The 26212-nt window shown below is 67.6% G+C and carries 23 protein-coding genes and 1 other RNA gene; 5 read left to right on the top strand and 19 right to left on the bottom strand.

What is annotated here, in order from left to right; genetic code table 11:
• Window positions 1–15 precede the first annotated feature (15 nt).
• Both P0D77_RS03630 and P0D77_RS03625 read right to left on the bottom strand, forming a co-directional pair.
• On the bottom strand, window positions 16–1074 hold the full coding sequence (locus tag P0D77_RS03630) for a hypothetical protein (protein WP_277554822.1): 1059 nt from the start codon (window positions 1072–1074) through the stop codon (window positions 16–18).
• Between the two features lie 122 nt (window positions 1075–1196).
• Window positions 1197–2561: a helix-turn-helix transcriptional regulator gene (locus P0D77_RS03625; RefSeq protein ID WP_277554821.1), complete on the bottom strand. Its 1365-nt coding sequence runs from the start codon at window positions 2559–2561 to the stop codon at window positions 1197–1199.
• 66 nt (window positions 2562–2627) lie between these two features.
• Here P0D77_RS03625 and P0D77_RS03620 point away from each other — a divergent pair, with 66 nt between their 5' ends.
• Window positions 2628–2801 (top strand): DUF7554 family protein, encoded by a 174-nt coding sequence (locus P0D77_RS03620; protein WP_277554820.1) that lies wholly within the window; start codon window positions 2628–2630, stop codon window positions 2799–2801.
• 4 nt (window positions 2802–2805) lie between these two features.
• Window positions 2806–3384 (top strand): 2'-5' RNA ligase family protein, encoded by a 579-nt coding sequence (locus P0D77_RS03615; protein ID WP_277554819.1) that lies wholly within the window; start codon window positions 2806–2808, stop codon window positions 3382–3384.
• 43 nt (window positions 3385–3427) lie between these two features.
• Here the strand turns inward: P0D77_RS03615 and P0D77_RS03610 are convergent, their stop codons facing one another.
• From P0D77_RS03610 to lpdA, 4 genes are all read right to left on the bottom strand, one after another.
• Complete coding sequence (locus P0D77_RS03610; RefSeq protein WP_277554818.1) at window positions 3428–4780, bottom strand: cytochrome P450; 1353 nt, start codon at window positions 4778–4780, stop codon at window positions 3428–3430.
• Between the two features lie 89 nt (window positions 4781–4869).
• Window positions 4870–6828 (bottom strand): ABC transporter ATP-binding protein, encoded by a 1959-nt coding sequence (locus P0D77_RS03605; RefSeq protein ID WP_277554817.1) that lies wholly within the window; start codon window positions 6826–6828, stop codon window positions 4870–4872.
• 79 nt (window positions 6829–6907) lie between these two features.
• The gene (locus P0D77_RS03600) at window positions 6908–7201 is read right to left on the bottom strand and encodes a hypothetical protein (protein WP_277554816.1); all 294 of its coding nucleotides are present in this window, start codon (window positions 7199–7201) and stop codon (window positions 6908–6910) included.
• Window positions 7202–7288: 87 nt separating this feature from the next.
• Window positions 7289–8716 (bottom strand): dihydrolipoyl dehydrogenase, encoded by a 1428-nt coding sequence (lpdA, locus tag P0D77_RS03595; protein ID WP_277554815.1) that lies wholly within the window; start codon window positions 8714–8716, stop codon window positions 7289–7291.
• 151 nt (window positions 8717–8867) lie between these two features.
• On the opposite strand from lpdA, the gene P0D77_RS03590 reads away from it, so the two are divergent.
• The gene (locus P0D77_RS03590) at window positions 8868–9050 is read left to right on the top strand and encodes a hypothetical protein (protein ID WP_277554814.1); all 183 of its coding nucleotides are present in this window, start codon (window positions 8868–8870) and stop codon (window positions 9048–9050) included.
• 24 nt (window positions 9051–9074) lie between these two features.
• On the opposite strand, the gene P0D77_RS03585 is transcribed toward P0D77_RS03590, so the two are convergent.
• The 7 genes from P0D77_RS03585 to P0D77_RS03555 form a co-directional block, all read right to left on the bottom strand.
• Complete coding sequence (locus P0D77_RS03585; protein WP_277554813.1) at window positions 9075–9878, bottom strand: aspartate dehydrogenase domain-containing protein; 804 nt, start codon at window positions 9876–9878, stop codon at window positions 9075–9077.
• Window positions 9875–11110 (bottom strand): mandelate racemase/muconate lactonizing enzyme family protein, encoded by a 1236-nt coding sequence (locus P0D77_RS03580; RefSeq protein WP_277554812.1) that lies wholly within the window; start codon window positions 11108–11110, stop codon window positions 9875–9877. Before P0D77_RS03580 ends, P0D77_RS03585 begins: the two co-directional genes overlap by 4 nt.
• Window positions 11110–12219: a mandelate racemase/muconate lactonizing enzyme family protein gene (locus tag P0D77_RS03575; RefSeq protein ID WP_277554811.1), complete on the bottom strand. Its 1110-nt coding sequence runs from the start codon at window positions 12217–12219 to the stop codon at window positions 11110–11112. Before P0D77_RS03575 ends, P0D77_RS03580 begins: the two co-directional genes overlap by 1 nt.
• A gap of 127 nt (window positions 12220–12346) precedes the next feature.
• A complete protein-coding gene (locus P0D77_RS03570) occupies window positions 12347–13552 on the bottom strand; it encodes an ABC transporter ATP-binding protein (protein ID WP_277554810.1) in 1206 nt (401 codons plus the stop codon).
• Window positions 13553–13622: 70 nt separating this feature from the next.
• Complete coding sequence (locus P0D77_RS03565; protein ID WP_277554809.1) at window positions 13623–14492, bottom strand: carbohydrate ABC transporter permease; 870 nt, start codon at window positions 14490–14492, stop codon at window positions 13623–13625.
• Between the two features lies 1 nt (window position 14493).
• Entirely contained in the window at window positions 14494–15441 is a 948-nt protein-coding gene (locus tag P0D77_RS03560) for a carbohydrate ABC transporter permease (RefSeq protein WP_277554808.1), read from the bottom strand.
• Between the two features lie 27 nt (window positions 15442–15468).
• Window positions 15469–17061, bottom strand: coding sequence for a substrate-binding domain-containing protein (locus P0D77_RS03555; RefSeq protein ID WP_277554806.1), 1593 nt, complete (start codon window positions 17059–17061; stop codon window positions 15469–15471).
• Between the two features lie 185 nt (window positions 17062–17246).
• Here P0D77_RS03555 and P0D77_RS03550 point away from each other — a divergent pair, with 185 nt between their 5' ends.
• Window positions 17247–18038, top strand: a complete 792-nt coding sequence (locus P0D77_RS03550; protein ID WP_277554805.1) for an SDR family oxidoreductase — start codon at window positions 17247–17249, stop codon at window positions 18036–18038.
• A 95-nt stretch (window positions 18039–18133) separates the two neighbouring features.
• On the opposite strand, the gene P0D77_RS03545 is transcribed toward P0D77_RS03550, so the two are convergent.
• From P0D77_RS03545 to rnpB, 5 genes are all read right to left on the bottom strand, one after another.
• Entirely contained in the window at window positions 18134–20002 is a 1869-nt protein-coding gene (locus tag P0D77_RS03545) for a cation:proton antiporter domain-containing protein (protein ID WP_277554804.1), read from the bottom strand.
• Window positions 20003–20112: 110 nt separating this feature from the next.
• The gene (locus tag P0D77_RS03540) at window positions 20113–22038 is read right to left on the bottom strand and encodes an AMP-dependent synthetase/ligase (RefSeq protein WP_277554803.1); all 1926 of its coding nucleotides are present in this window, start codon (window positions 22036–22038) and stop codon (window positions 20113–20115) included.
• Between the two features lie 86 nt (window positions 22039–22124).
• Window positions 22125–23051, bottom strand: coding sequence for an MBL fold metallo-hydrolase (locus P0D77_RS03535; RefSeq protein WP_432764821.1), 927 nt, complete (start codon window positions 23049–23051; stop codon window positions 22125–22127).
• 176 nt (window positions 23052–23227) lie between these two features.
• Window positions 23228–23521, bottom strand: coding sequence for a WNWW family protein (locus P0D77_RS03530; protein WP_277554802.1), 294 nt, complete (start codon window positions 23519–23521; stop codon window positions 23228–23230).
• A 176-nt stretch (window positions 23522–23697) separates the two neighbouring features.
• An RNA gene (rnpB, locus tag P0D77_RS03525) (RNase P RNA component) lies at window positions 23698–24155 on the bottom strand.
• Window positions 24156–24316: 161 nt separating this feature from the next.
• Here rnpB and P0D77_RS03520 point away from each other — a divergent pair.
• Window positions 24317–24919 carry a TIGR00296 family protein gene (locus P0D77_RS03520; protein WP_277554801.1) on the top strand — a complete coding sequence of 201 codons (603 nt, stop codon included), beginning with the start codon at window positions 24317–24319 and terminating at the stop codon, window positions 24917–24919.
• A 123-nt stretch (window positions 24920–25042) separates the two neighbouring features.
• Here P0D77_RS03520 and P0D77_RS03515 read toward each other — a convergent pair whose 3' ends face one another.
• On the bottom strand, window positions 25043–26203 hold the full coding sequence (locus P0D77_RS03515) for a nicotinate phosphoribosyltransferase (protein ID WP_277554800.1): 1161 nt from the start codon (window positions 26201–26203) through the stop codon (window positions 25043–25045).
• Window positions 26204–26212: the final 9 nt, after the last annotated feature.

The following is a 26212-nucleotide window of genomic DNA, read 5'->3' as shown; positions in this document are numbered from 1 at the left end:
ACCCATCCTGTCGTGTCAGCGGTCGAGCGACGCCGCGACCCGGCGCGTTTCGAGCGCGTCGGTGTCTGACTCGTCGTCGGAGTCGTCGTCGTCAGACCTCTCGTCGGCACCGGTACCACTACCTCCAGACCCGTTCCCGGTGTCGCCGTTCGAACCGTTGTTGCCGTCCGAGGCAGTCTCGTTGGCGGCGCCGCGGTCGTCAGAACCGTTCTCACTGCCCGCGTCGTCGCCGTCGCTCTCGGTTGCGGTGTCCTCACCGCCCGCGTCCTCGGGCGGACCCGACCCGTTCGCGCCGTCAGTGCCGTTTCCGCGGTCGTCACCGGCGTCGCTCGCGTTTCCCCGGTCCTCGGGTGGCCCACCATCACCGTTCCCGGACCCGGCCTCAGCGCCGGTCTCGTTGCGCCGGTCTTCTGGCGGTCCGCGGTCGTCGTCTTCGGTCGCTGTTTCGGTTCCGTTGTCGCGGTCGTCGGGCGGTCCGCGCTCCTCGGGTGGCCCGCGGTCCTCCGGCGGCCCGCGCTCGCCGGCTAATCCCTTCCCGGCATCGTTGCCGGCGATCTGACGGGCGGCCTCGGCGGCCTCACCGTCGGTCATATTCGAGGCGTTCGCCCGTAGGTCGCGGATGGCCGAGACGTTCACCCCCCGGTCGCGAAGCGTCTCCTCGGGGATGCCCTCGGCCGCTGTGGCGGTGGTGTTGAGGCGGCGTTCGAGCGTCCGCGTCTGCGCTGCGATCCGTGCGAGTTTTGCTCGGTACTCACCTCGACTGACGTTGCCCGCTTGGAATCGCTCGCGGAGCGTCTCGCGGCGCTCGCGGAGGTCGGCCAACTGCTCGCGCAGCGCCGCCGTCTCGTTCGCGACGACCGCCGCCCTCGACTCGTTCGACTCGGCCGTCGCGAGTTGGCGGTCGAGCGCCCGACTCGCGACTTCTCCCTCGACCTCGGCCCCCTGTACCCCCACCACGCCGGCGAGCGTCGCCCCCGGCTGGTCTCCCGGTGACTCCTGGGCGAACGCGGCGGTCGCGGGAACCCCCGCGACGACCAGCATCACCGCGGCCAACAACACGGTCGTCCGACTCATATCACGGCCATCGCCCGCTACCCACTAATAGCGTCCACTCGCTCTCGTCGGATTCAGTCCGGTTAAGCGAGGTTAACTCCGCGCCTGCTGTCGATTCGTTCGACGATGCGCTCGGAGGTGAGTTAGCGCCCGCCTGCGTCGGCGTCGTCGTCAGCGGCGTCACCACTCTCAGTGTCCTCGGCGTGCGGGTCGCCCGGATGGGGGTCGTCGTCGGCTTCGGGGAGGCGCAAGACGTTCTCGCGACCCAGTCGGAAACTCTCGATGGTGCCGTCGTCACGGAGGTCGCCGACGACCTGGCTGGTGCGGGCGGCGCTCCAGTCGAGCGCTTCCGTCACGTCCGCCTGCTTCATCCGCCCACCGTTGTCCTCGACGAGACGGACGACACGTTCGTGCGGGCTGAGCAGTTCCTCCGGCGGGGTCGTGTCGTCTTCCTCGGCGCCGCCAGCGGCGTCGGCCTCGTCGGTATCTTCCCCGTCACTCCCGGTACCGGCGGCGACCGCGCCGTCGTCAGCGTCAGCGGTCCCGTCCTCGCTCGCGTCGCCGGCGGCCGCACCACCATCCACGTCGGCGGCGCTGTCGCCGTCCGCGTTGTCGGCGGTCGCTCCGTCGGCCGCGGTGCCAGCGGCGCCTCCGGGTGGTTCCTCAGCGAGCGTCGTCGCGTCGTCGTCACCGATCGGGAGGTCGCCGCGCCGCCGGAGGACGGTCGCCGCACCGATGCCGAGCAAGAGGACGGCCGCGGCGGCGATGTATGCGGGGCGGAACGGGAGCGCGGACGCGGGTGCGACCGTCACGCGAGGCTGGTCGGGGCCGAAGTTGCGTTCGCCGCGCCACGTCACGGCGGTCTCGGAGGGCTCGTCTGCCTCGGGCGTGACCGAGCGTACCTCGTAGTCGTCGGGCCACGCGACCGTGAGGACGGTGCCGGAGTCGAGGAACAGGCCCGCGAGGGCGTCGCCAGCGACGAGGCGGTTCCCCTGTGTGGCGGCGAATCCCTCCCACGTGAACGTGTAGGCGACGACGCCGTAGTCGTTGCTCGTCGGGAAGGGGTTGCGCTGGGCGGTCACCGAGAAGTTGCTCGCTTGCATCTCGCGGCCGGTCGCGTTCTCGGCGGCGCCGACGGTGGTGGTCATCCGCGACTCGAACCGCGAGACGTACGCCGAGGAGTTTGCGCGGATGTCCGACTGCAGGCTCTCGAACGCGTCGGTCGTGTTCTGGTCGGTCAACTCGATCCGATAGGCGATGCGCCACTGCGCGTCGCCGTCGGGTTGGAGCGTCGCTCGGAGGACCACCCGGTCAGCCTCGATGTCGCCGGTCTGTGCGAAGGCGTCACCGATGTCGCGAGGAGCGTCCGTCACCGCGTTCGACGTCGTCGCCGCCGTCACCGGCGCGTCCGCCGGCGACGGGGCGGCGACCGCGCCAGCGAGCGCTGGAGCGGCGCCAGCGAGCGCCAGCACCAGCGCGAGCGTGGCCGCGGCGGCGGGGTGTCGCATACCCACCTCCACCCGCGGGTCGCCCAAAACGGTTTTCGTCGGCGGCGGCCGAGGCCGTTGGTACGAATGGAGGTCGAAGACCTGCTCAAACTGGTGCTCGTGTTGGTCGTGATCTGGATCGTCCTCGAGATCGTGTTCGAGGTCGTCGGGTTCGCGCTGGGCATCCTCGGTGCACTCGACGGACTCATCGGCGTACTCGTCGTGATCCTGATCGTCTTGTGGCTGACCGACCGTATCTGAACTCGTGTACAGCGTCAACGTGCCCGTCCCGTGGGCCGTCGAACGACTGGCGGCGTCGCTGGAACCGGACCTCGCCGACTTCGCGTCGGTCCGCGACCGCCACACGCTCGTCGTGAAGCGCCTCGACGGCCGCGACCTGAACGACCTCCACCGCATCCGCGAGCGACTCCGCCCCGCCCTCCGCGGGGTCGCGCCGTTCGACCTCCGGGTGACCGGCGTCGACGCCTTCGAGAATCCGCCGCTCGGTGAGGGGCCGGTCGTCTATCTCGCGGTCGAGGCGGTCGACGCCGACGGCAACGCGGGGGAGACGGCCGACGCGGGCGGCGTCCGCGGGCGCGACCCGCTTCGGGCGGTCCACGACTCGCTCGTCCGCGAGTTCGGGCGCGTCGACGGCTTGGAGGGGGCCGAGTACGTGCCACACGTCACACTCGCTCGCGGCTACGAGGGCCACGGCGACGCACTAGCCGCCGTCGAACGACTGCGCGACCGCGGCGTCGAGGAGGTGCGCTGGACGGTCGACGAACTCGGCGTGTGGACCCGCGAGTACAAAGAGATCGCCGCACGCGTTCCGCTTCGCGGCTGAGAGCGAGCGGCGAGCGGTCCACGACAGATCTGACTCGACCGCGTTATCGCTCGGAGAGGCGGAGCGGCACCGGGTGGTTCGGGTGCATCGTCAGTGACCCGCGCAGATCCAGGTCGGGCCCCTCGTACTCGAAGTCGAACGCGCGGCCGACGGTCGCGAGGATGAGTTTCGCCTCCAACAGCGAGAACTGCTTGCCGATGCAGTGTCGCGGCCCCGCGCCGAACGGGAAGTATGCGAACCGGGGGCGCTCGCGGGCACGTTCGGGGTTCCAGCGGTCCGGGTCGAACGTCTCGGGGGCGTCGTACCAGCGGTCCGAGCGGTGGACGACCCACTGCGGGAGCATAAGCAGCGACCCTTCGGGAACGCGGTAGCCCGCGATTCGAGTGTCGACTTTCGACTCGCGGAACAGCGTGTAGACAGGTGGGTACAGTCGCATCGCCTCCGAGAGCACGTGGTCGGTGTAGGTCAACTCGCGCACGTCGGCGGCGGTCGGATCGCCGTCGAGGGCGTCCACTTCCTGCTGGAACCGCGCTTTCGCCTCGGGGTGCTGGGAGAGCAGGTAGAACGTGTACGTGAGCGCGAGCGCCGTCGTGTCGTGGCCCGCCAGCAGCATCGTCATCAGTTCGTCGCGGAGGTCCTGGTCGGTCTGTTGGCCCGCATTCTTCGCCCGCAGGAGGATGGAGAGCAGGTCCATCGGCATCGGCGAGTCGACGGCGTCGCCTGCGGGGTCGGGTGCGGTCTCCTCGGTCCCCTTTCGGCGTGCGACGAGGTCGTCGATGACGTCCTCCAGCGTCGCGACGGCGTCGTGGAACTCGCGGTTCTCTCGCGTCGGGGCCCAGTTGGGAATGATCGCCCGCATCGGATTGGGTTCGAACCGCTGGCCGAGCGGTTCGAGGTGCTCTTGCACCGTCTTCACCGTCTCCTGGTCGATATCCGTGCCGAACATCGCGGTGACGATGATGCGGACGGTGAGACGTGCGAGTTCCAGTTGCACGTCGATCTGATCGCCGTCGCTCCACTCTGCCATCGCCTCGGTCGTGTGGCCGACGATGGCGTCGTCGAGGCCCGTGATCCGCCGGGCGTGGAACGCAGGGTTCGCCAGGTCGCGCTGCTGTTGCCAGCGGTCGCCCTCGCTCATCAGGAGGCCGTCGCCGAGCAGGTCGTCGATGGCATCGTCAAGGTTGGGCTTGCCGAACGCCGACCACTCCGAGACGAGCACCCGTTCGATGTCGCGGGGGTTCGTCAGCATGTACGTCTCGCGGGGGCCCAGGTCCAACCGAATCACGTCGCCGTAGGCGTCGGCCACGTCGGTCATGAACGAGAAGGGGTCACGGGAGTACCGCCGGCCGTTGCCGAACAGCGGTTCGCCGCGTGGACCCGGTGGTCGCGTACTCATAGGGAATCACAGGGCCGCGAGGCGGAAATACCCTCGGGCGCGTGCGCGGGCGCGAGTGCGACGCCAGTGCGACGCGACGCTCGACGGTGTCAGTCGTCGGCGGCCGCCAGCGACTCCTCCTCCTCGCCTCCCGCCTGCTTCGCCCACAGGTCGGCGTAGTCGCCGTCCTGAGCGACGAGGTCTGCGTGGCTCCCCTGCTCGCGGATCTGTCCCTCGCCCATCACCACCACCCGGTCGGCGTCTTGGATGGTCGACAGGCGGTGGGCGATGACGAACGCCGTGCGGTCGGCAGTGAGACGGCGGAGGCTCTGCTGGATGAGTTCTTCCGTCTCGGTGTCCACGTCGGAGGTCGCCTCGTCAAGGACGATTATCTCCGGATCGTTGAGGAGGGCGCGGGCGATAGCGATACGCTGGCGCTGGCCGCCCGACAGTTTCACGCCGCGTTCGCCGATCTGGGTGTCGTAGCCGTTCGGCAGGTCGGTGATGAACTGGTGGGCCTCCGCCGCCTTCGCCGCCCGGACGATGCGGTCGCTGGGGCCGTCGTCGGTGGTAGCGTCACCGCCCGCGTCGTCTTCGGCATCGCCGTCATCGAGCGCCGAGAGGTCGCCGTAGCCGATGTTCTCGGCGGCCGTCCCCGAGAACATGTACGGGTTCTGCTCGACGATGCCGATGTGCTCGCGGAGGGCGCGGAGGTCGTACTCGCGCACGTCGACGCCGTCCACTTCGACGGCACCCTCGTCCACATCGTAGAAGCGCGGGATGAGTTTCAGCAGGGTGGACTTGCCCGCACCAGTCGTCCCCGCGAGGCCGACCGTCTCGCCCGGGTCGACGTCGAGGTCGACGCCGTCGATGACCGTCTCCTCGTCGGTGTAGCCGAAGCGGACCTCGTCGAACGTCACCCGACCGTCGACCGACTCGGGGACGTACGGGTTCGCGGGCGAGGTAACCGCGGGATCGTAGCCGAGGAGGCCGAACACGCGTTCGGCGCTGGATTTGGCGAGTTGGTACTTGTTTGCGGTCTTGCCGACGCGGCGCATCGGCGAGTAGAGGCGGCGAAGCAGGAGGAAGAAGAGCGCGACCGACCCGGCGGTGAGCGTCGCGGGGTCGGTGTTTCCGAGGCCGTAGCGGATGATGTCGCTGCCGGCGATCCAGAGGATAGCGACGAAGACGACGCCAGTGAGCAGACGCAGGCCCGAGAAGAACGCCCGTCGGGCCTTGATCGCCTCCACCTTCTCGTCGTGGTAGCGTTCGGACTGGGCGGCGACGCGGTCGAACTCGAAGTCGTGGCGGTTGAACGCCTTGATGACCCGTGCGCCGCCGATGTTGTTCTCCAGCCGAGAGTTGAGTCGAGAGACCGTCTCGCGGATACCGCGGTACTTCGGTTCGATCCAGGTGAGGAAGCGACCCGACGCGAGGCCGATGATCGGGACGGGCGCGAGGGCGACGAGCGCGAGTTTCGGCGAGTAGTACGCCATAATCGCCGCGATGCCGCCGACGGTCGCGATGACGCGAATTCCCTGCCGAATTTCGGTGTTGAGGAACTGCTCCAAGCGGTTGACGTCCTGGTTCAGCACGGACATCATCGCGCCGGTCTGGTGGTCGGCGAAGAAGCCCAGCGAGAGGTGTTGCATATGGTCGTAGGTGTCGTTGCGGAGGTCGCGTTGCACCTTCTGGGCCGTCGATTGGAACAGGTACCGCGAGGCGAATCGCGTCACCGACCGAATGAGGTACGCCAACGCCGCGATGACGACGAGCCGCTGGAGGAACGCGAGTCGCGCCGCCTCGCCGGCGATGGTCGCGGCGGGGAGCAGGCCCGCCTGCGAGAGCAGGCCCGCCTCGCCGCTCCCGAGGATGACGCGGTCGATGGCCGCCGCGACGAGCAGCGAAGGAAGCAGGCGTGCGAGGCGAGTCGTGATGGCGGCCGCGAGTCCGACCGACAGCCGTGGCCAGTACGGCAGGCAGTACCGGAGCAACCCGCTCATCGGGTTGCCGTCGACGGACTCACGGATCGTCGAAAAGTCGCCGTGGTCGTCGGCGTCGTCGCTCATTACGAATCGAAACACGCCCGCGACACAAATGCGCACGGACTCCGGAACGGGCGCGAGGAGCGTCGACGGTGCGAGGGGGTTACTCGTCGAGGAGTCGCGTATCGTCGATCGGAACCGCCGCGAGACCACCGGCGTTGCCGTTGGCGTACGCGTACAACACGACGCCCGCCTCCACGTCGACGGCGCGCTTGAGCGTCCCGCTGAAGTCGTCGTCGCGAAGGTTCGCGCCGACCAGTTTCGAGAGGACGTCGTCGCGGTCGACGTCGTCAGCGCCGTCGCCGGTACCGTCCCCCTCCGTGCCCGGTACCGGTTCGAACTGCGGGCCGTCGTCGTCGCCGTCGCTCATATCGGTGTCGCGGTCGAACAGTCCCATACCTCGGCCGTCGCGCGGTCGTGTGAAAAACGTGACGTGAGTTCGTCGGAGACGTCGGAATCGCGGCGGCGATGCCGACCGCCCGGCTTACCGATTCAGCGTGTGGATCGCCTGCCCCATCGCGTTCTCGGCGGCCTCCATCGTCGCCTCCGCGAGCGTCGGGTGGGTGTGGATGGTCGCAGCGACGTCTTCCAGCGTCGCGCCCATCTCGACGGCCAGCGCGAGTTCCGCGATCAGTTCCGAGGCCTCGGGGCCGACGATCTGCCCGCCAAGCACGAAGCCGGTCTCCTCGTCGGCGACGATGCGGACGAAGCCCTCAGTGTGGCCGGTGGTGAGCGCCCGCCCGGAGGCGTTGAACGGCATCTGTCCGACGAGCGGGGTGAAGCCCTGTTCCTCCGCCTCGGTCTCGGTGAGGCCGACTGTGCCGATCTCCGGTTCGGTGAACACGGCGGCCGGGACGGCCTGATAGTCGAGGGCGGCGGGTTCGCCCGCGGCGACCTCGGCGGCCACGATGCCCTCTTTGCTCGCCTTGTGTGCGAGCATCGGTTCGCCGGCGACGTCGCCGACGGCGAAGATAGAGTCGACGTTCGTGCGCGCCTGGTGGTCCGTCTCGACGAAGCCGTTCTCGGTGGTCTCGACGCCCGCGTTCTCCAGTTCGAGCGTGTCGGTGACGGGCGTGCGGCCGACGGCGACCATCACCTTGTCGGCGACGTACTCGGAGCCGTCGCCGTCCTCCGTCTCGGTGGCGACCGCGACGCGGCCGTCGGCGGTCTCCTCCCACTCACTCGCACCCTCGCCGAAGTGGAACTCGACGCCCAGTTCCTCGGCGCGTTTGCGGACGATACGCTGGATGTCCTCTTCGTAGCCGGGGAGGACGTCGTCGAGCATCTCGACCACGGTCACGTCGGTCCCGAGTTTCGCCAACATCGTGGACAGTTCCATCCCGATGTAGCCCGCGCCGACGACGACGAGGCTCTCGGGGATAGACTCCATTCCGAGGAGGTCCCGCGAGGAGAGGACGTGGTCGCCGTCGAACTCGAAGCCGGGGATCTGGATCGGTCGCGACCCGGTTGCGACGATGGCGTGGTCGAACTCGATGGACTCGCTACCCTGTCCGTCGCCGCCGTGGGCGACGCGGATCTTGTTCTCGTCGTCGAACGTCGCCGTCCCCTCGACGAGGTTGACGCCGTTGGCCTTACAGAGTTTCTCGACGCCGCCCGTGAGGCGGTCGACGACGCCGCTTTTCCACCGCTGCATCCGCTCCATATCGACGGCGGGGTCGGCGTAGATGCCCAGTTCCTCCGCGTTGGCCGCCTCGTGGGCGACGTCCGCGCCGTGGATGAACGCCTTCGAGGGGATACAGCCGTGATTCAGGCAGGCGCCCCCGTAGGCGTCTTTCTCGATGAGCGTCGTGTCGAGTCCCTGTTGTGCCGCGCGGATGGCGGCGACGTAGCCACCGGGGCCCGCGCCGATGACCGCCACGTCCGTTCCCGTCGAGATGTCTCCGACAACCATTGGGCGAGTGTTGCGAACCCCGGATGATAAACTGGCAGGAATTGCGACTGGAGACGGACCCCGGTCGACGGTGTGGCCGGTCGCTCCGACGGCTCTGACGGCCGCGACACCTGCCGCAACGCCCATACCACTGCCCGGCGTCGACATCGGTGTGCCACTCGACCGTCGCCTCGTCGCCGTCGCCCTGTTCTCGGTCGCGATGCCGGCGGTGATGCTCGCGGTCGACCGCGGACTGGTTCCCGCGTTCTCCCTCAACGCGCCCGTCTGGTGGCTGTTGCCGCCGCTTGCGGTCGGCTACTGGGTCGCGTGGGTGTGGTGGGCAGAAGGGGAGTAAGGGAAGCGGGCGACTCGAACGCCGTTAGATGAACCGCAGTCCACCGCCGGTCGCCAACACCCGTCGGATCGATCCCCACGTCGACACGAGCGTGTAGTCGCCGGTGACGCCCTCGATGGCGCTGTCGCGGACGGCGACCAACTCGAATCCGTCGCCGGTCGCCGTTATCTCGTGGTATGCCGTCTCGGCGCTCGGGTCCGCGATGAGCGTCGAGGTAGTGTCGTCGAGACCCAGTCCCGACAGCGCGACCGTCGCGTGGGAGTTGAAGTTGCGCGGGAAGCGCCGACACAGCCCCCGCGTCGGCCCCTCGTACAGCACTTCCTCGCCGGCGTCCGGGTCGAACTCCGGGGCATCGTCGGCGTACTCGAAGTCGAGGTGCGCGGGGTCTTTTCTGGCCTCGATGTGGACCGACTCCAGTTCGCCGCGTGCATCGACGAGGCCGTCGACGCCGAACAGCGCCGCGTGCGGCAGGTAGACGGCGTTCCCGCTGGCTTCTGAGGCGGCGACGATGTGGGCTTCGTCCTCGCGGTCAGCGAACGCCGACCCCGACAGCGCCATCACGTCGCCCGCTGCGAGCATCGCCTCGGCGTAGTCGACGAGGACGCCCGGCGTCCCCGCCTCGACGACCAAGTCCGGGTCGAGAGCGACGAGGTCCGCGGGGTCGGTCAGTTGGACGTCGTCGTCGACGAACGACTTCTTCTCGCGGACGAGGACGCCGACGAGGTCGATATCCTCGGCCGCGGCCGCGCGGTCGATGAGGTAGCGACCGATGCGACCAGTCCCGACGACCGCGATTCGGGCGGTCGCCGAGTCGGGTGCGTGGCTCACGAGTCGCCCTCCGTGAAGAAGCCGTCCGTGTGTGAGACGGCGTGGTCGCGGGCGACCGATTCGTCCAGTTCGACGCCGTGCCCCGGCGCCTCGGAGACGGCGATGCGACCGTCCTCGATGAAGGGGTCGTCGCGGTCGAGGAGGTCCTCCCACCAGTCGACGTCGAGTGCGTGGTACTCCAGGTAACTCGCGTTGGGCACCGCCGCACACAGGTGGACCATCGCGGCCGTCCCGACGGGCGAGCAGACGTTGTGCGGGGCGAACGTGAGGTAGCGTTCCTCCGCGCGGTTAGCGATGGCTTTCGCCTCCGCGAGGCCGCCGACCGTCGCCGGGTCGGGCGTCACCACGTCGACGGAGCAGTCCGCGAGCAGTTGGGTGAACTCGTGGACGCGGAAGCGATTCTCACCGGTCGCCAGCGGCGTCGACGTCGACCGCGCGAGTTCGCGTTGGGCGTCCATACTCTCGGGCGGCAACACGTCTTCGAGCCACATGATCGGATACGGCTCCAGCGCTCGCGCGAGACGCTTGCCCGACCCCAACTCGTAGTCCCAGTGGCAGTCGAACGCCACCTCCGCGCGGCCGTCGACGGCGTCCATCACGCCGGCGACGACCTCGCGTTTCGCCTCGATGTGCGTGGGGGAGAGGCGGCCGTTCGTCGGTTCCGGGTCGTTGTCGGCGGGCGCGTCGAGGTCGAACTTCATCGCGTCGTAACCCAACTCCAGCGCCTCGGTTGCTCGCTCGGCGTAGGCGTCCGCCTGATACGCCGCGTCGTCGGCGTAGTCGGTCGCGCCGTGGGCGACGGCGTACGACTCTCCGGCGTGCAGGTCGACGTACAGGCGCACCTCGTCGCGGTACTTCCCGCCGAGCAGTTGGTAGGTGGGCAAGCCGAGCAGTTTGCCCGCGAGGTCCCACAGCGCGATTTCGATGCCGGAGGCGGCGGTGACGACCTTCCCCGTCGTTCCGCCGTGGCCCGACGTCTCCTGCACGATGAGGCGGAACAACCGCTCCACGTCGAGGGGGTTCTCGCCGACGAGCGTCTCCTCGACGTACGCGACGATGTCCGCGATGGCGCCGCCGCGGTACGCCTCACCGAGTCCCGAGACGCCCGCGTCGGTGTGGACGCGTACGAGGTTCCAGTCGAAGTTGCCCCGGATCACTGCGGTGTCGACGCCGGTGATGGTCACGTCGCGTTCGGGCGCACGGTGGGTGTCTGGCAGCGAGTAGTCGCGCATCAGTCACCCCCGTCCGTGCGGAACTCAGCGAGCGCCGAGCGATCGATACGGACGCCGTGGCCCGGTCCGCGTGGAGTGAGTTTGCCGTCTTCGGGCGTCGGCGGATTCACTATCAGGTCGTCGAACACCTTGATGTCCCGGTCGCGGTAGAAGTACTCCACCATCCCGCCGTTCTCGACGCTGGCGACGAGGTGCGCGTGGAGGTGGGGGTTGTAGTGCGGGACGACGGGGATGTCGTGCGAGGCGGCGGTGTGGGCGACGCGTAGCCACTCGGTGATGCCGCCGCAAACGGTCGCGTCGGGTTGGACCACGTCGACCGCGCCCGCCCGGAGCAACTCCGCGAAGCCGTACCGCGAGAACTCCAACTCGCCCGCCGCGAGCGGGTAGTCCAGCCCCTCACGCACGCGAGCCATCAGTTCGACGCTGTCGGCTTTCACCGGTTCCTCGATGAAGTACGGGTCGTACGGCGCGAAGCGGCGACAGGCACGCAACGCCTCGCCAGTGTCGGTCCACGCGCCGTTGGCGTCGAGCATCAGCGTCCGTTCAGGGCCGAGCACCTCGCGAGCGGCGGCGACCCGTTTCTCCTCCGTCTCCAGCGACCGGCGGCCGACCTTCATCTTCACCGCGACGTGGCCGCGGTCGAGGTACGTCTCCATCTCCTCGCGGAGACCGTCGACGCCCTCACCGCGGTAGTAGCCGCCGCTGGCGTACGCCGGCACCGACTCGCGGGCCGCGCCGATGAACTCGTGGAGCGGCAGGCCGGCGGCCTTCGCGCGGATGTCCCACAGCGCGATATCGATGGTCGCGATGGCCCGCAAGAGCAGGCCCTTGCGACCGATCTGATAGGTTCCCTCGAACATCCGCTGCCACAGATCGGTCGTGTGGTGGGGGTTCTGCCCGACCAACATCGGTGCGAGCAACTCCTCGACGGCGTCGGCGATGAGGCCCGCGCCGTCGTAGCCGAGCGTGTAGCCGACCCCCTCGTAGCCGTCTTCCGTGCGAACGAACGTGACCGCGTGGTCGCGGTGTTCGACCGTCCGGGTGGCGAACGACACAGGCTCTGACAGCGGGATGGAGATAGGGACGCTCTCGACCTCCGTTATCTCCACGGGACATCACCTCCGAGTGGCGCGGGCGGTCGACAGTCAGGTGGTCGTCGCGCGGCCGGTGGCCACGCAGTCGTTCGTCGCTCGGTTCGTCGCCGTCGGGTCGAAAGTCGTGGAGTCATAGGTCGGGTCACAGCGAGCGGTTCTCGCCGGTGGCGCGGTCGAAGAGGTGGGCGTTGCTGGTGTCGACGACGAGGCGGATACGCTCGCCCTCGGTCGCGGTCGTGGCGTTGGAGACGCGGGCGGTGAACTCCGACTCGGGGTCGTCCTCGCGGCCGACAGGCCGGACCGCCAGATCCTTGTGCGGTCCCATCGGTTCGACGACGCCGACGTGGACCTCCATCACCCGCTCGGGGTCGGGGTCGGTGACCAGCGAGGCGTCCTCGAAGTCTTCCGGGCGGACCCCGAGTTCGAACTCGGTGCCGGCGTCCGGCGGCACCGAGACAGAGTCGGGGAGCGAGAGTTCGAAGCCGTCGCTGACGGCGACGGTTTCGCCGTCGCGCCGTTCGAGGGCGACGTCGAAGAAGTTCATCGGCGGTTCGCCGATGAATCCCGCGACGAAGCGGTTCGCCGGCCTCGCGTACACCTCCTCGGGCGGGGCGACCTGCTGTATCTCGCCGTCGTTCATCACGACGACGCGGTCCGACAGCGTCATCGCCTCCGCCTGGTCGTGGGTGACGTACAGCGACGTCTTGCCGACGCGGGCGTGCAGGCGATTCAGTTCCGTCCGCATCTGGATCCGGAGTTTCGCGTCGAGGTTCGACAGCGGTTCGTCGAACAAGAACAGTTCCGGGTCGCGGACGATAGCGCGGCCCAGTGCGACGCGTTGTTGTTGCCCACCAGACAGATCGGAGGGGTGTCGGTCGAGGAGGTCGCCGATGCCGAGCATCGTCGCGGTGTCTTGCACCCGTGACTTGATCTCGTCTTTCGGGAACTTCCGAATCTGCAGTGGGAACGCGATGTTGTCGCGGACGGTCTTGTGTGGGTACAGCGCGTAGTTCTGGAACACCATCGCCACGTCGCGTTCGCGCGGTTCCTGTCCGGAGACGTCCTCACCGCCGATGATTATCCGGCCGCGGGTCGGCTGTTCGAGTCCCGCGACCGTCCGCAGGGTGGTCGTCTTGCCGCACCCGGAGGGACCGACGAGAACGATGAACTCGCCGTCGTACACGTCGAGACTCACGTCGTCGACGGCGACGACCGTGCCGCCGTCGTCCTCGGTGAACTCTTTCGTTACACCGTCGAGGCGGAGACTCACCCGGCGCTCGTCGGCGCTCGGGTCGGCCGCGTCGGCGGGGCGCTGTTCGGTCGTCTGGTCGCTGCTCGTGTCACTCATGGTGGAGTCTCGTGGGTAGTGTGGTCTGCGTCGGCGGTCGGCGCGGCCGCGGTCGGGGGGACGACGCTAGTCATCCCTTCATCCCCCCGGTCAGGCCGACGACGATGTAGCGATTGAAGAAGATCACCACCAGCGCCGACGGGATGACGGAGACGACGGCCGCGGCGGCCATCGCCCCCCAGTCGATGCCTGCGTCGCCGACGAACAGGAACGTCGCGACGGGGATGGTCATCGACTGGAGGTCGGTGCTGACGGTGAACGCGAACAGGAACTCACGCCACGAGTAGAGGAACGTGAGGATCGTCCCTGCTGCGAACCCAGGCAACACGACCGGGAAGACGACGTGGCGGAACGCCTGTACCTTCGTACAGCCGTCGACGCGGGCCGCCTCGTCGAGCGCCGTCGGGATGGTGATGAAGAAGTTGCGCATAATGTAGATGACCAGCGGTAACCAGAGGTAGACGTTCGCGATGACGATGCCCGTCTTCGTGTTGAGTAGGCCGAACGTCGAGACGATCCGGTAGTACGGCGTCACCAACCCGATCGGTGGGAACAGGCGAGTGAACAGCACGAACACGAAGACGGCGTTGTCGAACGGGAAGCGGAACCGGCTGAAGACGTAGCCGGCGGGCGTTCCCAGCACCATCACGATGATCGTCGACGCCGACGCGACGAGGACGCTGTTGACGACCGCCCGCCAGAAGCCGCGGTCGATCAGCGCCCGCGAGTACGCGTCCAGCGTCGGTTCAAGTGGGAGGTACGCTGGGGTGAGGACGCCCTGTCGCGTCTTCAGCGAGGTGAGGAGCATCCACACCAGCGGCAGGATGATGAACAACACCGCGACGAACAACACGAGGTGGACGACGGCGGGGCTCTCGAACACGTCCCAGACGCGTTGGCGTCGCCGATATCGCTCGTCAGTGAAGTCTGCGCCCGCCATGTCAGACCTCGATCTCCTCGATGCGTTCGAGGATGAAGTACACGTATCCGGCGGCCACTACCAGCGTCACGGAGACGAGGAAGACGGACACCGCGGACGCGAAGCCGTAGTCGAGCAACTGGATCCCGAACCGGTGGATGTAGATGGCGAGCGTCTCGGTCGCCCCGCCGGGGCCGCCGCCCGTCGTCGAAAACGGGATGGCGAACGCGCGGAACGCGAACATCCACGTGATCAGCCCTGCGACGAAGAACGACGGCCTGAGGTACGGCAGCGTGACGTTGCGGAACGTCTGCAGCGACGTCGCGCCGTCGACCTTTGCGGCGTCGTACATCTCCTGTGGGATCGACTGCAACCCCGCCAGCAGGACGATAGCCGCGAACGGGATGCGCGACCACGAGTCCGCGAGGATGATTACTCCCATCGCCGTCGAGGCGGAGGTGAGCCACGAGAAGCCACTCGACAGGAGCCCCAGGTCGATGAGGACGCGGTTCACCACGCCGAGTTGACCGTTGAACATCCACCGCCAGGTGACGCCGACGATGGACAGCGGGACCGCCCACGACAGCAGGATGAGTGTGGTGTAGGTGTTCCTGAGGCGGTTGGCAACGAGTTTGTTGAGCGCTAGCGCGATGACGAGTCCCGCGCCCACCGAGACGAACAGCGACCCGAACGAGTACACGAGCGTGTTCTCGACGGCGTTCCAGAACGTCGGGTCGGTGAAGATGCGCTCGTAGTTGTACGCCGGTTCGAACGTCTCGCCGAACCCGCGGGTGTTCAGCAGCGACAGCCACAGCAGCATCACCGCCGGGTAGATGAACACGACGAACAGCGCCACCAGTGACGGACCCAGCAGCACCGTTCGGATGTGGTCGTTCACCCAGTCGGAGATGAAGCCGGTGACGCCGCCGCCGTGGGGACCGGCCTCGCCGTCGTACCCCTCAAACGCCATGGTGGACCCGTGTCGAGCGAGAGATCATCAGTTGTTGATCTCGGAGTCGACGAAGTCTTGCACTTGGTCCATCGCCGCCTGCGGGGTGATCGAGCCCTGAATCGCCCGCTGGACCGGGGAGAGCATCTGCTGGAACACCGATGCCATCTGCGGGAACAATTCGAGGACGCCGTTGTTGATGGCCTCGCCGATCACGTCGCCGAAGGTGACGAAGTCGTTCTCCGCGGAGTCGGTGTACACCTGGTCCATGTACGAGATGTTCCCCTCGTAGGTGAACTCCAGCCACTGCGTGTAGTAGCTGAGTTTGAGGTCGCCGTACAGCATCGCGGCGAGTTTGTGGCCGGTGTCGGAGAACCGGTTGATACTCGTCGTGTTCGGCGCGACGAGACCCGCCTGCGTCGGCGCGGGACCCTCGTTCGCCGCCGGCGGGACGACGACCTGGTACTGCGTGCCGGCCTCGAACTCTTGCAGCAGTCGCGGGATGAAGTCGGAGAACGCCGTCGTGTACGCGAGTTGGCCGGAGGCGTACAGGTCGACGATGTCACCCTCACCGTAGGCGATGACGTCGCTGGGGACGTACCCCTTGTCGCGCCACTCTTTCATCTTCTGGATGACACGCACTGCTTCCGGCGAGTTCATTACGACCGTTCCGTCGTCTTGCACCATCCGCCCGCCCTGCTGGAACAGCAGTTCGCGGAACGAGTACGCGAGGTACGTCGAGGTGCCCGCGTAGTACGCGAACGCGTTCACGTCGGTGCCCGCGAACGCCTCGCCCAGTTCCTCCAGCAGGTCCCACGTCCACTCGCCTTGGAATCGCTCTGGGTCGATCCCCTGTTCTTCGACGAGGTCCGGGCGGAGGTGCCCCATACTCGCCTCGCCGATGTTCGGGTAGCCGTACGTGTGCGTGCCCTGCATCACGGGGCCGATGTCCCACTCGACGAGACTCTGGAGTGCCGGGATGTACGGTTCGTAGCCACCCTCGGGATACAGCGCATCCGTCACTTCGAGGTAGCCCTGTTCGACGAACACCGGTACGAGGATGCCGTCCACGTTGAACGCGTGAGGCATCGGTTCCTCCGAGGAGAGGAACTGCTGTTCGCGCGTGTTCGCCTGGTCGACCCCGATTTCGATGACGTCCAGTTCGATGCCCGTTTTTTCCGTGAACATCTCGTGGGCCGCCAGCGTCGCGGGGTCGAACTCCATGTTCGCCGCGCCGTGGTTGAGGATCTGGAGCGTGTCGACGTCGCCGGCGGCGGTGTCGTCCCAGCCGTCCGGCGGGGCCCACACGTCGTTCTCGACGGCGCTCTGGAACGCCCCGCTGTTCGTCCAGGTCGTGTCGCTTTGCCGGTCCGGAACCTGTCGTCGTTGCTCGATCGGCCAGTTGTCGGCCGCGCCGATGCGGCGTGCCTCCCAGTTGTCGGCGAGACCAAGCGCCTCCGACGCCTCGACGAACGACATCTCGCCGCCGTTTCCGCCGCCACCGCCGCCGCCACCACCACCACCTGTCGTGCCGCCACCGTTGCCGTTTCCGCCGCCGGCACAGCCAGCGAGTGTCGTCGCTGCTCCGACACCAGCGAGTTTCAGGAGGGTTCTCCGATCTACCGTGCGCTTCGGTGCCATACACCAAGAGGCCGGCGGCGTCGGGTAGTATAATGGACATTACCAGGTCCACTTTGAGTCGGTAAGGAGTCTATCGACTACCGAACGTCGTCCAGACTACCCACGAGTAGTTGTCAGTCACGTCCAGCCACAGCGACGTGAAAACCGTACACAGACTTTTGCGCGGCCATCGCGTCCCGGCCCGCATGGACTACCAGATCGCGGGAAACACGGCGCTCGTAACGGCGTCGAGTAGCGGCCTCGGCGAGGCGTCGGCGACGGCGCTCGTGAAAGAAGGCGTGAACGTCGTGATCAACGGACGCGACGAGGACCGCCTCGCCGAAGCCGTCGAACGGGTCGACGCCGCCGGCGACGGGGAAGTGGTCGGACAGGCGGGCGACCTCACCGACCCCGACGACGTGACGGCGCTGGTCGAGCGAACCGTCGACGAGTTCGGCGGACTCGACCACCTCGTCACCAGTGCCGGCGGGCCGCCGAGTGGTCCGTTCTTGGAGACGACCGACCAAGAGTGGTACGACGCCTACGACTTGCTGGTGATGAGCGTCGTGCGGACGGTCCGAGCGGCCGCCGACCCCCTTCGGGCCGACGGCGGCGGCACGTACGTCGCCGTCACCTCCCGGAGCGTGAAGGAGGCAATCGACTCGCTGGTGCTATCGAACTCCGTGCGGATGGCCGTCATCGGCCTGACGAAGACGCTCTCGCGAGAACTCGCGCCGGAGGTGCGGACGAACGCCGTCCTCCCCGGCCCCCACGAGACGAGTCGCATCGAGAACCTCATCGAGGCCGGGGTCGAACGCGGCGAGTACGACTCTTACGAGGCGGGACTGGCCGCCCGCGGGGCGTCGAATCCGCTGGGCCGGATCGGCGACCCGATGGAGTTGGGCAACACCGTCGCGTTCCTCTCGTCGCCGGCGTCGGGGTACATCAACGGCACGGCCATCCCCGTGGAGGGCGGCCTCGGCCAGTCGAACCTCTAAGCGGCGACTCGACGGAATCCGGGACCGAACGGCAGGGAAATCGAGAACGCGGCGACGGACGCGAGCGAACGACGACGGTGACAGCGGCGGTCGCGTCAGTTCGGGTTGAACTGTCGCATCGCCGTCCGCACGTCGTCGCGGTTACCGATGATCGTGACGCGGTCGCCCACCTGCAGGGTGAAGTCGGCGTCGGGCACCTGCGTCTCGCCATCGCGGGCGACGACGGCGATGAGGCTGCCACCGGGCAGTTCCGGGCCGATCTCACGGACGGTGACGCCGGCCATCTCCTCGGACGTGACCTCGATCTCTTGCACGTCGCCGGAGCGACCGATCTCACCCATCCAGTTGGCCAGCGCCGGCCGTTCGATGTAGTTGTCGATGGCCTGTGCCGTCGCCAGCACCGAGGAGACGGTTCGGACGCCGAGTTCCTCGAAGGCGTCGACGTTGTCCGGGTTGTTCGCCCGTGCGAGGATGGTCTCGGGGGAGAACTTCGATTCGGCCAACTGTGCCACCAGCAGGTTCGCGTCGTCGTCGCCGGTGGCGGCCACGACGATTCGGGCGTTCTCGGCACCGGCCGACCGAAGCACGTCCGTGTCGGTTCCGTCGCCGATGTGGACCGTGTGGCCAGCGTTGCGTGCGATCTCTACCACCTCGTCGTCGTTCTCGATGAGGACCACGTTCTCGCCGCGGTCCTCGAGGCGTTCGGCGAGCGCTCGGCCCACCTTCCCGCCTCCAATGATGAGTACTCTCATAGGTATCACGTCCAGTTTCTCGGCGATCTGCCTGGCGAAGCCACCCTCCAGCACCACGGTCGCCAAGATGACGAGGAAGACGGTGCCGACGAGTGTGTTCGCCGCCGCGGTCATCCCCTCGTTCGCGAGTTCGACGGCGAACAGCGTCGCGACCGACGCCGGGATGATCCCGCGCGGGCCGACGAACGACATAAACACGCGTTCGTTCCACTCGAAGCGGTCGCCGACGGTCGACAGCAACACCAGCGCGGGGCGGATGACGAACATCACCGCCGCGACGACGACGAGGCCGCCCAGTCCCAGTTGGACCAAGTTGTCGAACCGCAACAGCGCCGCCAGCGCGATGAACACGAACGACAGGACGACCAGCGTGACGTCGCCTTTGAAGTCCGTTATCTCTTCCTCGTAGGGGACGTCCGCGTTCCCCAGGAGGATGCCAGCCACCGCGACGGCGGCGACGCCGGCTTCGGTGCGGACGTAGTTCGCCCCGCCGTACGCGATCAGCGCCCCCGCCAGCACCAACAGGCGTGCGTTCTGCGGCGCGTTCCCCGGCGAGAGGTCGATGTACCGGAGGGCGTAGTAGACGATGCCAGCGACGAGTGCGCCGACGACGACGCCGACGCCGAGGCGTGTGGCGAACAGCGCGACCAGTTCCCCGGGGGCGGTCGTCTCCGTGACGATGGCCTCGAAGAGGACGACCGCGAGGATGGCCGCCGTCACGTCGTTGACGATCCCTTCGGTGTCGAGGGCGGTCGCGACGCGGTCGCGCACCGGCACCACCTCGAGGATGGGTGCGATGACGGTCGGCCCCGTCGCGACGAGCAACGCGCCGATGAGTCCGGCGACGAGCCACTCGACGCCGAGCGCGAACCGAACGACCGCGGTCGTCGCGACGAACGCGATGGCTGCCCCGAGCGTGACGAGTCGCAGCGTGGCCGCCGGCGCCTCGCGGAGTTTGTCCACCCGGAGATGGAACGCTCCCTCGAAGACGATGATCGCGACCGACAGGCCGACGATGGCCGACAGACCGGTCAGTCCGAACGTCTCCTGCGTGATGAAGCCCAGTCCCTCCGGTCCCAGCAGGATGCCGGCGCTGATGAGGAAGATGATACTCGGGAGTTGGAACCGATCCGAGAGCACCTGTGCCGTGACACCGACTGCGATGATGACGGCGACGAGCGCGATCAGTTGGGCGGCACCAGCCGCCATCACCTCACCTCCATACCACTCGCTGTGGGTGGACCCGGAAAAAGGCGACTACTGCAGACGGAGACGCCGCGGTGGTCAACGCTTACCCCGGCGCGACAAGCGGCGGCCGCCGTTCACGCCTCGGCGTACATGTCGCCGATTTCGTCGGCGTAGCGGTCGAGGATGTTGCGCCGCTTCTTCTTCATCGTCGGCGTGAGCAGGTCGTTGTCCTCCGAGAACTCCTCGGGAACCAGTCTGAACCGCTTGATCGTCTCGTGGGACTCGAAGCGGTCGTTCACGCGGTCGACCTCCTCGTCGATCAGTTCCCGAACGCGGTCGTCGCGGCAGACGGCCGCGGGGTCGTCGGGCAGGTCGTACCCCTCCGAAGCGGCCCACTCGCGAACGGTCGGGAAGTGCGGGACGATGAGCGCAGAGACGAACTTCTTGGCGTCGCCGACGACCATCGCCTGTTCGACGTACTCCGAGGAGACGAACGCGTCCTCGATGGCACCCGGCGGGACGTACTTGCCCGTCGAGAGTTTCATCAGTTGCTTGGCGCGTTCGCGGAACTGGATGTAGTCGTCGTCGCGAATCTCGACCACGTCGCCGGTTCGGAACCACTTCTCGCCGTCTATCTCGGTGAACGCGGCTTCGGTCTCCTCCGGGAGGTTGCGGTAGCCACGGAACACCTGCGGCCCACGCACGAGGAGTTCGCCCACCTCACCGCCCTCGATACCGCCGACGGCGTCGTCGACGCGCACGTTCACGTCGTACACCGGGAGGCCGATAGTGCCAACCTGCGGGTTCTCGGGCGGATTCACGGTGACGACCGGCGACGTCTCCGTGAGGCCGTACCCCTCGAGGATGGGCAGTCCCATCCCGTGGTACAGTTCACACAGATCCGCCGACAGCGACCCGCCGCCGGAGATGAAGAAGTCGATGTTGCCGCCGAGCGCCTCTTTCACCGTCGAGAAGACGAGTTTGTCCGCCAGCGCGTAGCGGGTCCGCAACGAGAACCCGGGGTCGTCGGCGCGGTGGTGTTCGCGGCCGACGTCGGTGGCCCAGTTGAAGATACGCTGTTTGACGGGCGACTCCGACGCTTGCTCGCGGATCGCGGCGTACAGTTTCTCGTAGACGCGGGGGACGCTCGTCGCCGTCGACGGACGGACGAGACCGAAGTCGTCGCGGAGCGTGTCGGGCGATTCGGCGTACGAGACGGCCGCACCGACGGCAAACATCATGAAGTGGCCGCCGAGTCGCTCGAACACGTGCGCCAGTGGGAGGAACGACAGCGTCGTCGTCGTCTCGTCGACGACCGGTACGTCGTCGGGTTTGTCGGGCCGGTCACCGAACCGTCGCACGCACTGGTCGACGTTCGCGAGGAAGTTGCGGTGGGTGAGTTCTGCACCCTTCGGTTGGCCGGTCGTGCCGGAGGTGTAGATGAGACTCGCGAGGTCGTCGAGGTCGCGGTCGATGACCCAGCCATCGCCGGGGTCGACCTCGGCCCCGATGTCGTGGAGTTCCCCGAGCGTGTACACGTCGTCGCGGTCGTGTTCACCGCCGTCCATGAGGACGATGAACTCCAACTCGAGGTCGTCTTCGACGGCGAGGACGCGGTCGAGGAGGTCACGGTTCTCGACGACGACGCCGGACGCACCGGGGTCGTCGAGGAGGTGCCGCACCTGCCCGGTCGACGAGGAGGTGTAGACGGTCGTGACGACCGCTCCCGCGCCGAGGATGGCGAAGTCGCTGTGAGCCCACTCCATCCGCGTGTCCGCGAAGATGCCGACGCGGTCGCCGGGCGCGACGCCCAGTTCGCGGAAGCCAGCCGAGAGGCGACGGACGATGTCGCGCATCTCGGCGTACGTCAGGTCCGCGTAGTCGCCGGTCGGTGCGGCGTCGATGACGCCCGCCGACACCAGCGAGCGGTCGTACACCCCGCCTTTGTATCGCTGTGCGACTCGGTCGGCGTGCTCACGGGCACTCGCGTCGAAGGTCGCCGCCAGCGAGTCCCGGGTCACACCCGGGTCGTACTCGCGTTCGGCCTGCCGCCAGTCCATAGCCCTTCCTGTCGGGCCACCCCTAATAAGTCGGTCCCCACTCGACCCCCGTTGTCTCGGGTTTCTCGGGGCGTCGCCCTGGTTGTTCAGATCGTCTTCCCCTGTTTCTCCATATAGTCGAGGTAGCCGAGGACGCCGCGCGCGTTCAGGCGTTCTTCCTCACGGGCCTTCTCCTCGCCCCACACCTCGACGTGGTCTTCGGGCGCGTGTTCGGCGAAGTGGTCGAGGACGGCCTCGTCGTCGCCGAGTTCCTCGCGTTTTTGCCGGACAGCCTCAACCCACTCCGAGAGCGTTCGCTTGTACTCCGCGAGCATCTCGTCGTCGAACTCGCGGGGGCCGAAATGACCGAAACAGAGGTATCGCGGGTCCAGGTCGCGGATGGTGTCGGCGTCGGCCTGACAGCCGTGGAGGTCGAACCGCGACGGCGGCGACGTTTGTGCAATTTCGTCGAGTTGGGGGATGTAGATGCCCGCCGCGTCTGCGGTGAACACCACGTCGTCGCCGCGGTCGTGGAAGATGACCTGATGGGGGGCGTGGCCCGGCGCGTGATGCACGTCGAGGTCGCGGTCGCCCAGATCGATCGTCTCGCCGCCCGACAACGCCTCGATTCGTTCTTCAGGGATCGGCTTCGGGTCGACGTAGAAGCGCCACTGGTTGCCGACGGCGGCTCTCGTCCCCTCGACGAGGCGCGTCGGGTCGACGAGGTGTTCCCGGCCCGACTCGTGGATCATCACCGTCGCGTCGGGGTACCGTTCGGCGAGAAAGCCCGCGCCGCCAGCGTGGTCGAGGTGGACGTGCGTGGGGAGGATGAACGCTGGACGCATCCCAAGGTCGTCGAGAGCGTCGAAGACGTACTCGCGATTGTTACCGATGCCGGTGTCGATGACCGCCGGACGCTCGGCGTCGAGGAGGTACACCGCCCCGTAGTTCACGGTGCCGTACATCCCGGTGTCGACGCAGTAAAGATCCGTACAGCCGGGAACTGGCGCGTACTCGCCGGGTTCGATGTCCATACACAGTCCCGCGTCAGCGCGGACGAAAAGGATTCGGGAGTCGGCCCTCTCTGGTCTCGATGCTCGGCGACCGAGCCGTCGGCTATCGACCGTGTGGTGCCGTGGTGGGCGATCGGAGCGCTGGGAACCGGTGCGCGGAGGGGGGCGTGAAGCGGGGACGCGGCCGAGACGCGCGGCTACGCGTTTACGTCCGGGCCGTCGTCGACGAACCGGACCGTGAACCGTTCGTAGCCGCCGTAGGCGGTCTCGAGTGAGCCGAGCCACCAGTTCCATCGCTCGACGAGGGTGCGGTCGTCGGGCGCGTCGTCCAGGTTCTCGATGACGTCCGCGATCGTGAGTTCGTGGCCGCGGTCGGCGTCGATCTTCCCGGAATCAGCGAGGTCCCGTGCCTGCCGAGCGACGGTGCGGCGTGCCGCCTCGGTACCCCCGAACTCGCGCTCGAGGGCCGCCGTGAGTTCTCTGCTGTCCACACCCCCAGTAGGACCTCCATCCCTTTTAGTTAGCCGGCTGTGTGTCAGACGTTCGCACGACCGGCGTCAGACACAGTTGCACCGTCCTACTCTGGAGAAACGTGAATCTACGCGGCTCGAATCCACAGCGATGTGTTCGGGCGACACGACCCAGTGCGGCCGCTAGCGAGGGTAGCGGCTGAGGGGAGTAAGCCCCCTTCTGTTCGGCCCGACATTCGGCTGAGCGTCCGCGTCGTTTCGGGAGTCTCCCGTCGTCGCACGGCGAACCGTGCGGGGACCCGGACTACCATCGGGGCGGCCACGGCGGCCGCCCGTCGACGCGGGCTTGCACCGGCGAGGATTCGCCGTTCCATCCGTTCCCGCCCGTCGGCGGCGTGTGCCGCGGGGCCCTCGGTGGGTTAGCTGCCTTCCCTCTCGGGTCGGTTCGCGCGTCCGTGTCACCACGGACGCCGGCGACGACCGCCGAAGCGGTCGTCTGCCGCACCTCATCGGTCGGGGCGGGGGGTCTCGTTGCTGTTCCAGAGCCAGTCGTCTCCGACTCCGGGCTTGCGCCCGGTCGCCCGTCCAGGAGTGGGGGGACTTTCCTCATGCGCCGTCGTCGCCTCGGGCACACGGGGGTCGGGCTCCCTCTGCCGGTTCGAGGTAGACGGCTCTCGCTGATAAACAGTTCGGGGACGAGTGCCCCCGTGAGCGAGCGGTCGCTGAACGGGGGGCACGAGGCTCGTGCCGCGTTAGTGTGTGAATATACCGCACGAAGAGGGAAGGCTTCAAGTCGGGACAGTCCTCAGTACGAGTATGTCCCAAGCGGAGACCGTGCGGATCTCATACGAGGATGGTGCACGCGCGGTCGAACTCGCCCGGGAGTCGGTGGAGGCGTTCGTACTCCAGGGCCAGCGAGAACAGCCGGGTAGTATGCGCGATGCGTTTTATGCACGAACGGGCGCGTTCGTCCGTCTGCAGTCGACACGTGGGCGCGGGCGAATGCGTGGCTGTGCGGGGTCGTATAAGGGGAAAGACCAACTCGGCCACGCCATCGTCGACGCGGCCATCAAGGCCGCCTCGAAAGACTCCGGCGGCTCCGAACTCGAACCGAAAGAACTCGACTCCGTTCTCATCTCAACCTGCGTCGTCTCGAACGTCACGCTCACCAACGACCCAGTCGAAGACTTGGAACTGGGCCGCCACGGCGTCGCCATCGACCGCGACGGCAAACACGGCTGGCTGTACCCGACCATCCCCGTCGAGAACAACTGGAGCAAAGAGCGGTTCCTTTCGCGGGTTTGCCGGAAGGCCGGCCTCTCGCCGCTGGCGTGGCAAGAAGAGGAGACGATGGTGACGCTCATCGAAGGGCAGGTGTTCCGAGAGCGCGAAGACGGCGGCTCCATCGAACAACTGTAACGACACCGACCGACTCGGCTTCTTCCGAACTTCCGCCGCCAGCGACGCACTTCGCTCGTGGACAGCGACCGACTTCGATGCGCGTTGTTCCGGTTCGTTCCGGTCGTCGGACCCGTGGTCGAGTTACTCCCCGAACTCCGTCGCCGCCGCGTCCGCCAGCGCACGTCCGGTTGCGTCGTCGAGGTCGAACTCCCGAACCACCTCGCCGTCGCGGACCAACGGCTGCAGCAGCGACCGACCGCCCTCGGGACCGTCGCGCCCGCGCAGGCCGACGTGGTGGCCGCCGTCGGGCGTGCGGTACACCTCTTTTACGCCGGAGAGTTTCCCGCGCTTGGCGACCGCCTCGCCGTCCACCTCGACGATGTCGAGGGCGAAGTCGACGGGGTCGGCGTTGGAGATGTAGCCGCCGACGCCGAAGCCGTCGGCGACGTCGCGGAGGTGGCGCAGTTCGGTCGGACCGAGGCCGCCCGAGAGGAACACGTCCACGTCACCGTGGCCGCGGGCGTCGAGTTCCCACTGTACCTCTTTGATGATATGTCGGAAATCACCGCGCCGTGACCCGGTCGTGTCGAGTCGCACGCCGTCGAGGCGGTCGCCCAACGTCTCGACGGCGCGTAGCACCTCGTCTTTCTCGTCGGAGAAGGTGTCACACAGTGCGATTCGGGGGACGGACTCGGGCACCGCCTCGTCGAACGCTCGCCACGCTTCCTCTTGGTTGCCGCGCCCGAAACAGAGGAGGAGGGCGTGCGGCATCGTCCCCGAAGGCTCGCGGCCGAGCACCTCGCCGGCGGCGACGTGCGAGAAGCCGTCGAGACCGGCGACGAGCGCCCCGCGTTCGACCATCGCGGCGATGGAGGGGTGGACGTGGCGTGCCCCAAACGACAGGAGGTTCGCGTCGGGGGCGGCGCGACGACACTCCAGCGCCGCCGTCGCGACGCCGGACGCGTGCGAGAGGAAGCCGAGCAGCGACGTCTCCAGTTCCGCGAAGTCGAGGTAGCGCCCCTCGATTCGCATCACCGGGCCGCCGTCGAACAACGTCCCCTCCGGCAGGGCGTCGACGGTCACGTCGCGACTCGACAGGAGTGCGGCGGCGTCTTTCACGCCCGCGAGGAGTTCGAACGAGCCGTCTGGAAACTGGTCTGCAGTCACCTCTGCGACGACCTCGGGATTGCGGTCGGCGTGGCGGAGGGTCTCGACGGTTCGCTCGAAGTAGGCGTCGGTCGCCGACCCGTCACGGATGGCGTCGGCCCCGACGATGTCGAAGCTGCGAGGCGAGGAAGTCATTAGACGGCG

The organism is Halobaculum limi (assembly GCF_029490015.1).
In the GTDB taxonomy this organism is placed as follows: domain Archaea; phylum Halobacteriota; class Halobacteria; order Halobacteriales; family Haloferacaceae; genus Halobaculum; species Halobaculum limi.
This window is presented reverse-complemented; position numbering and strand designations above follow the sequence as displayed.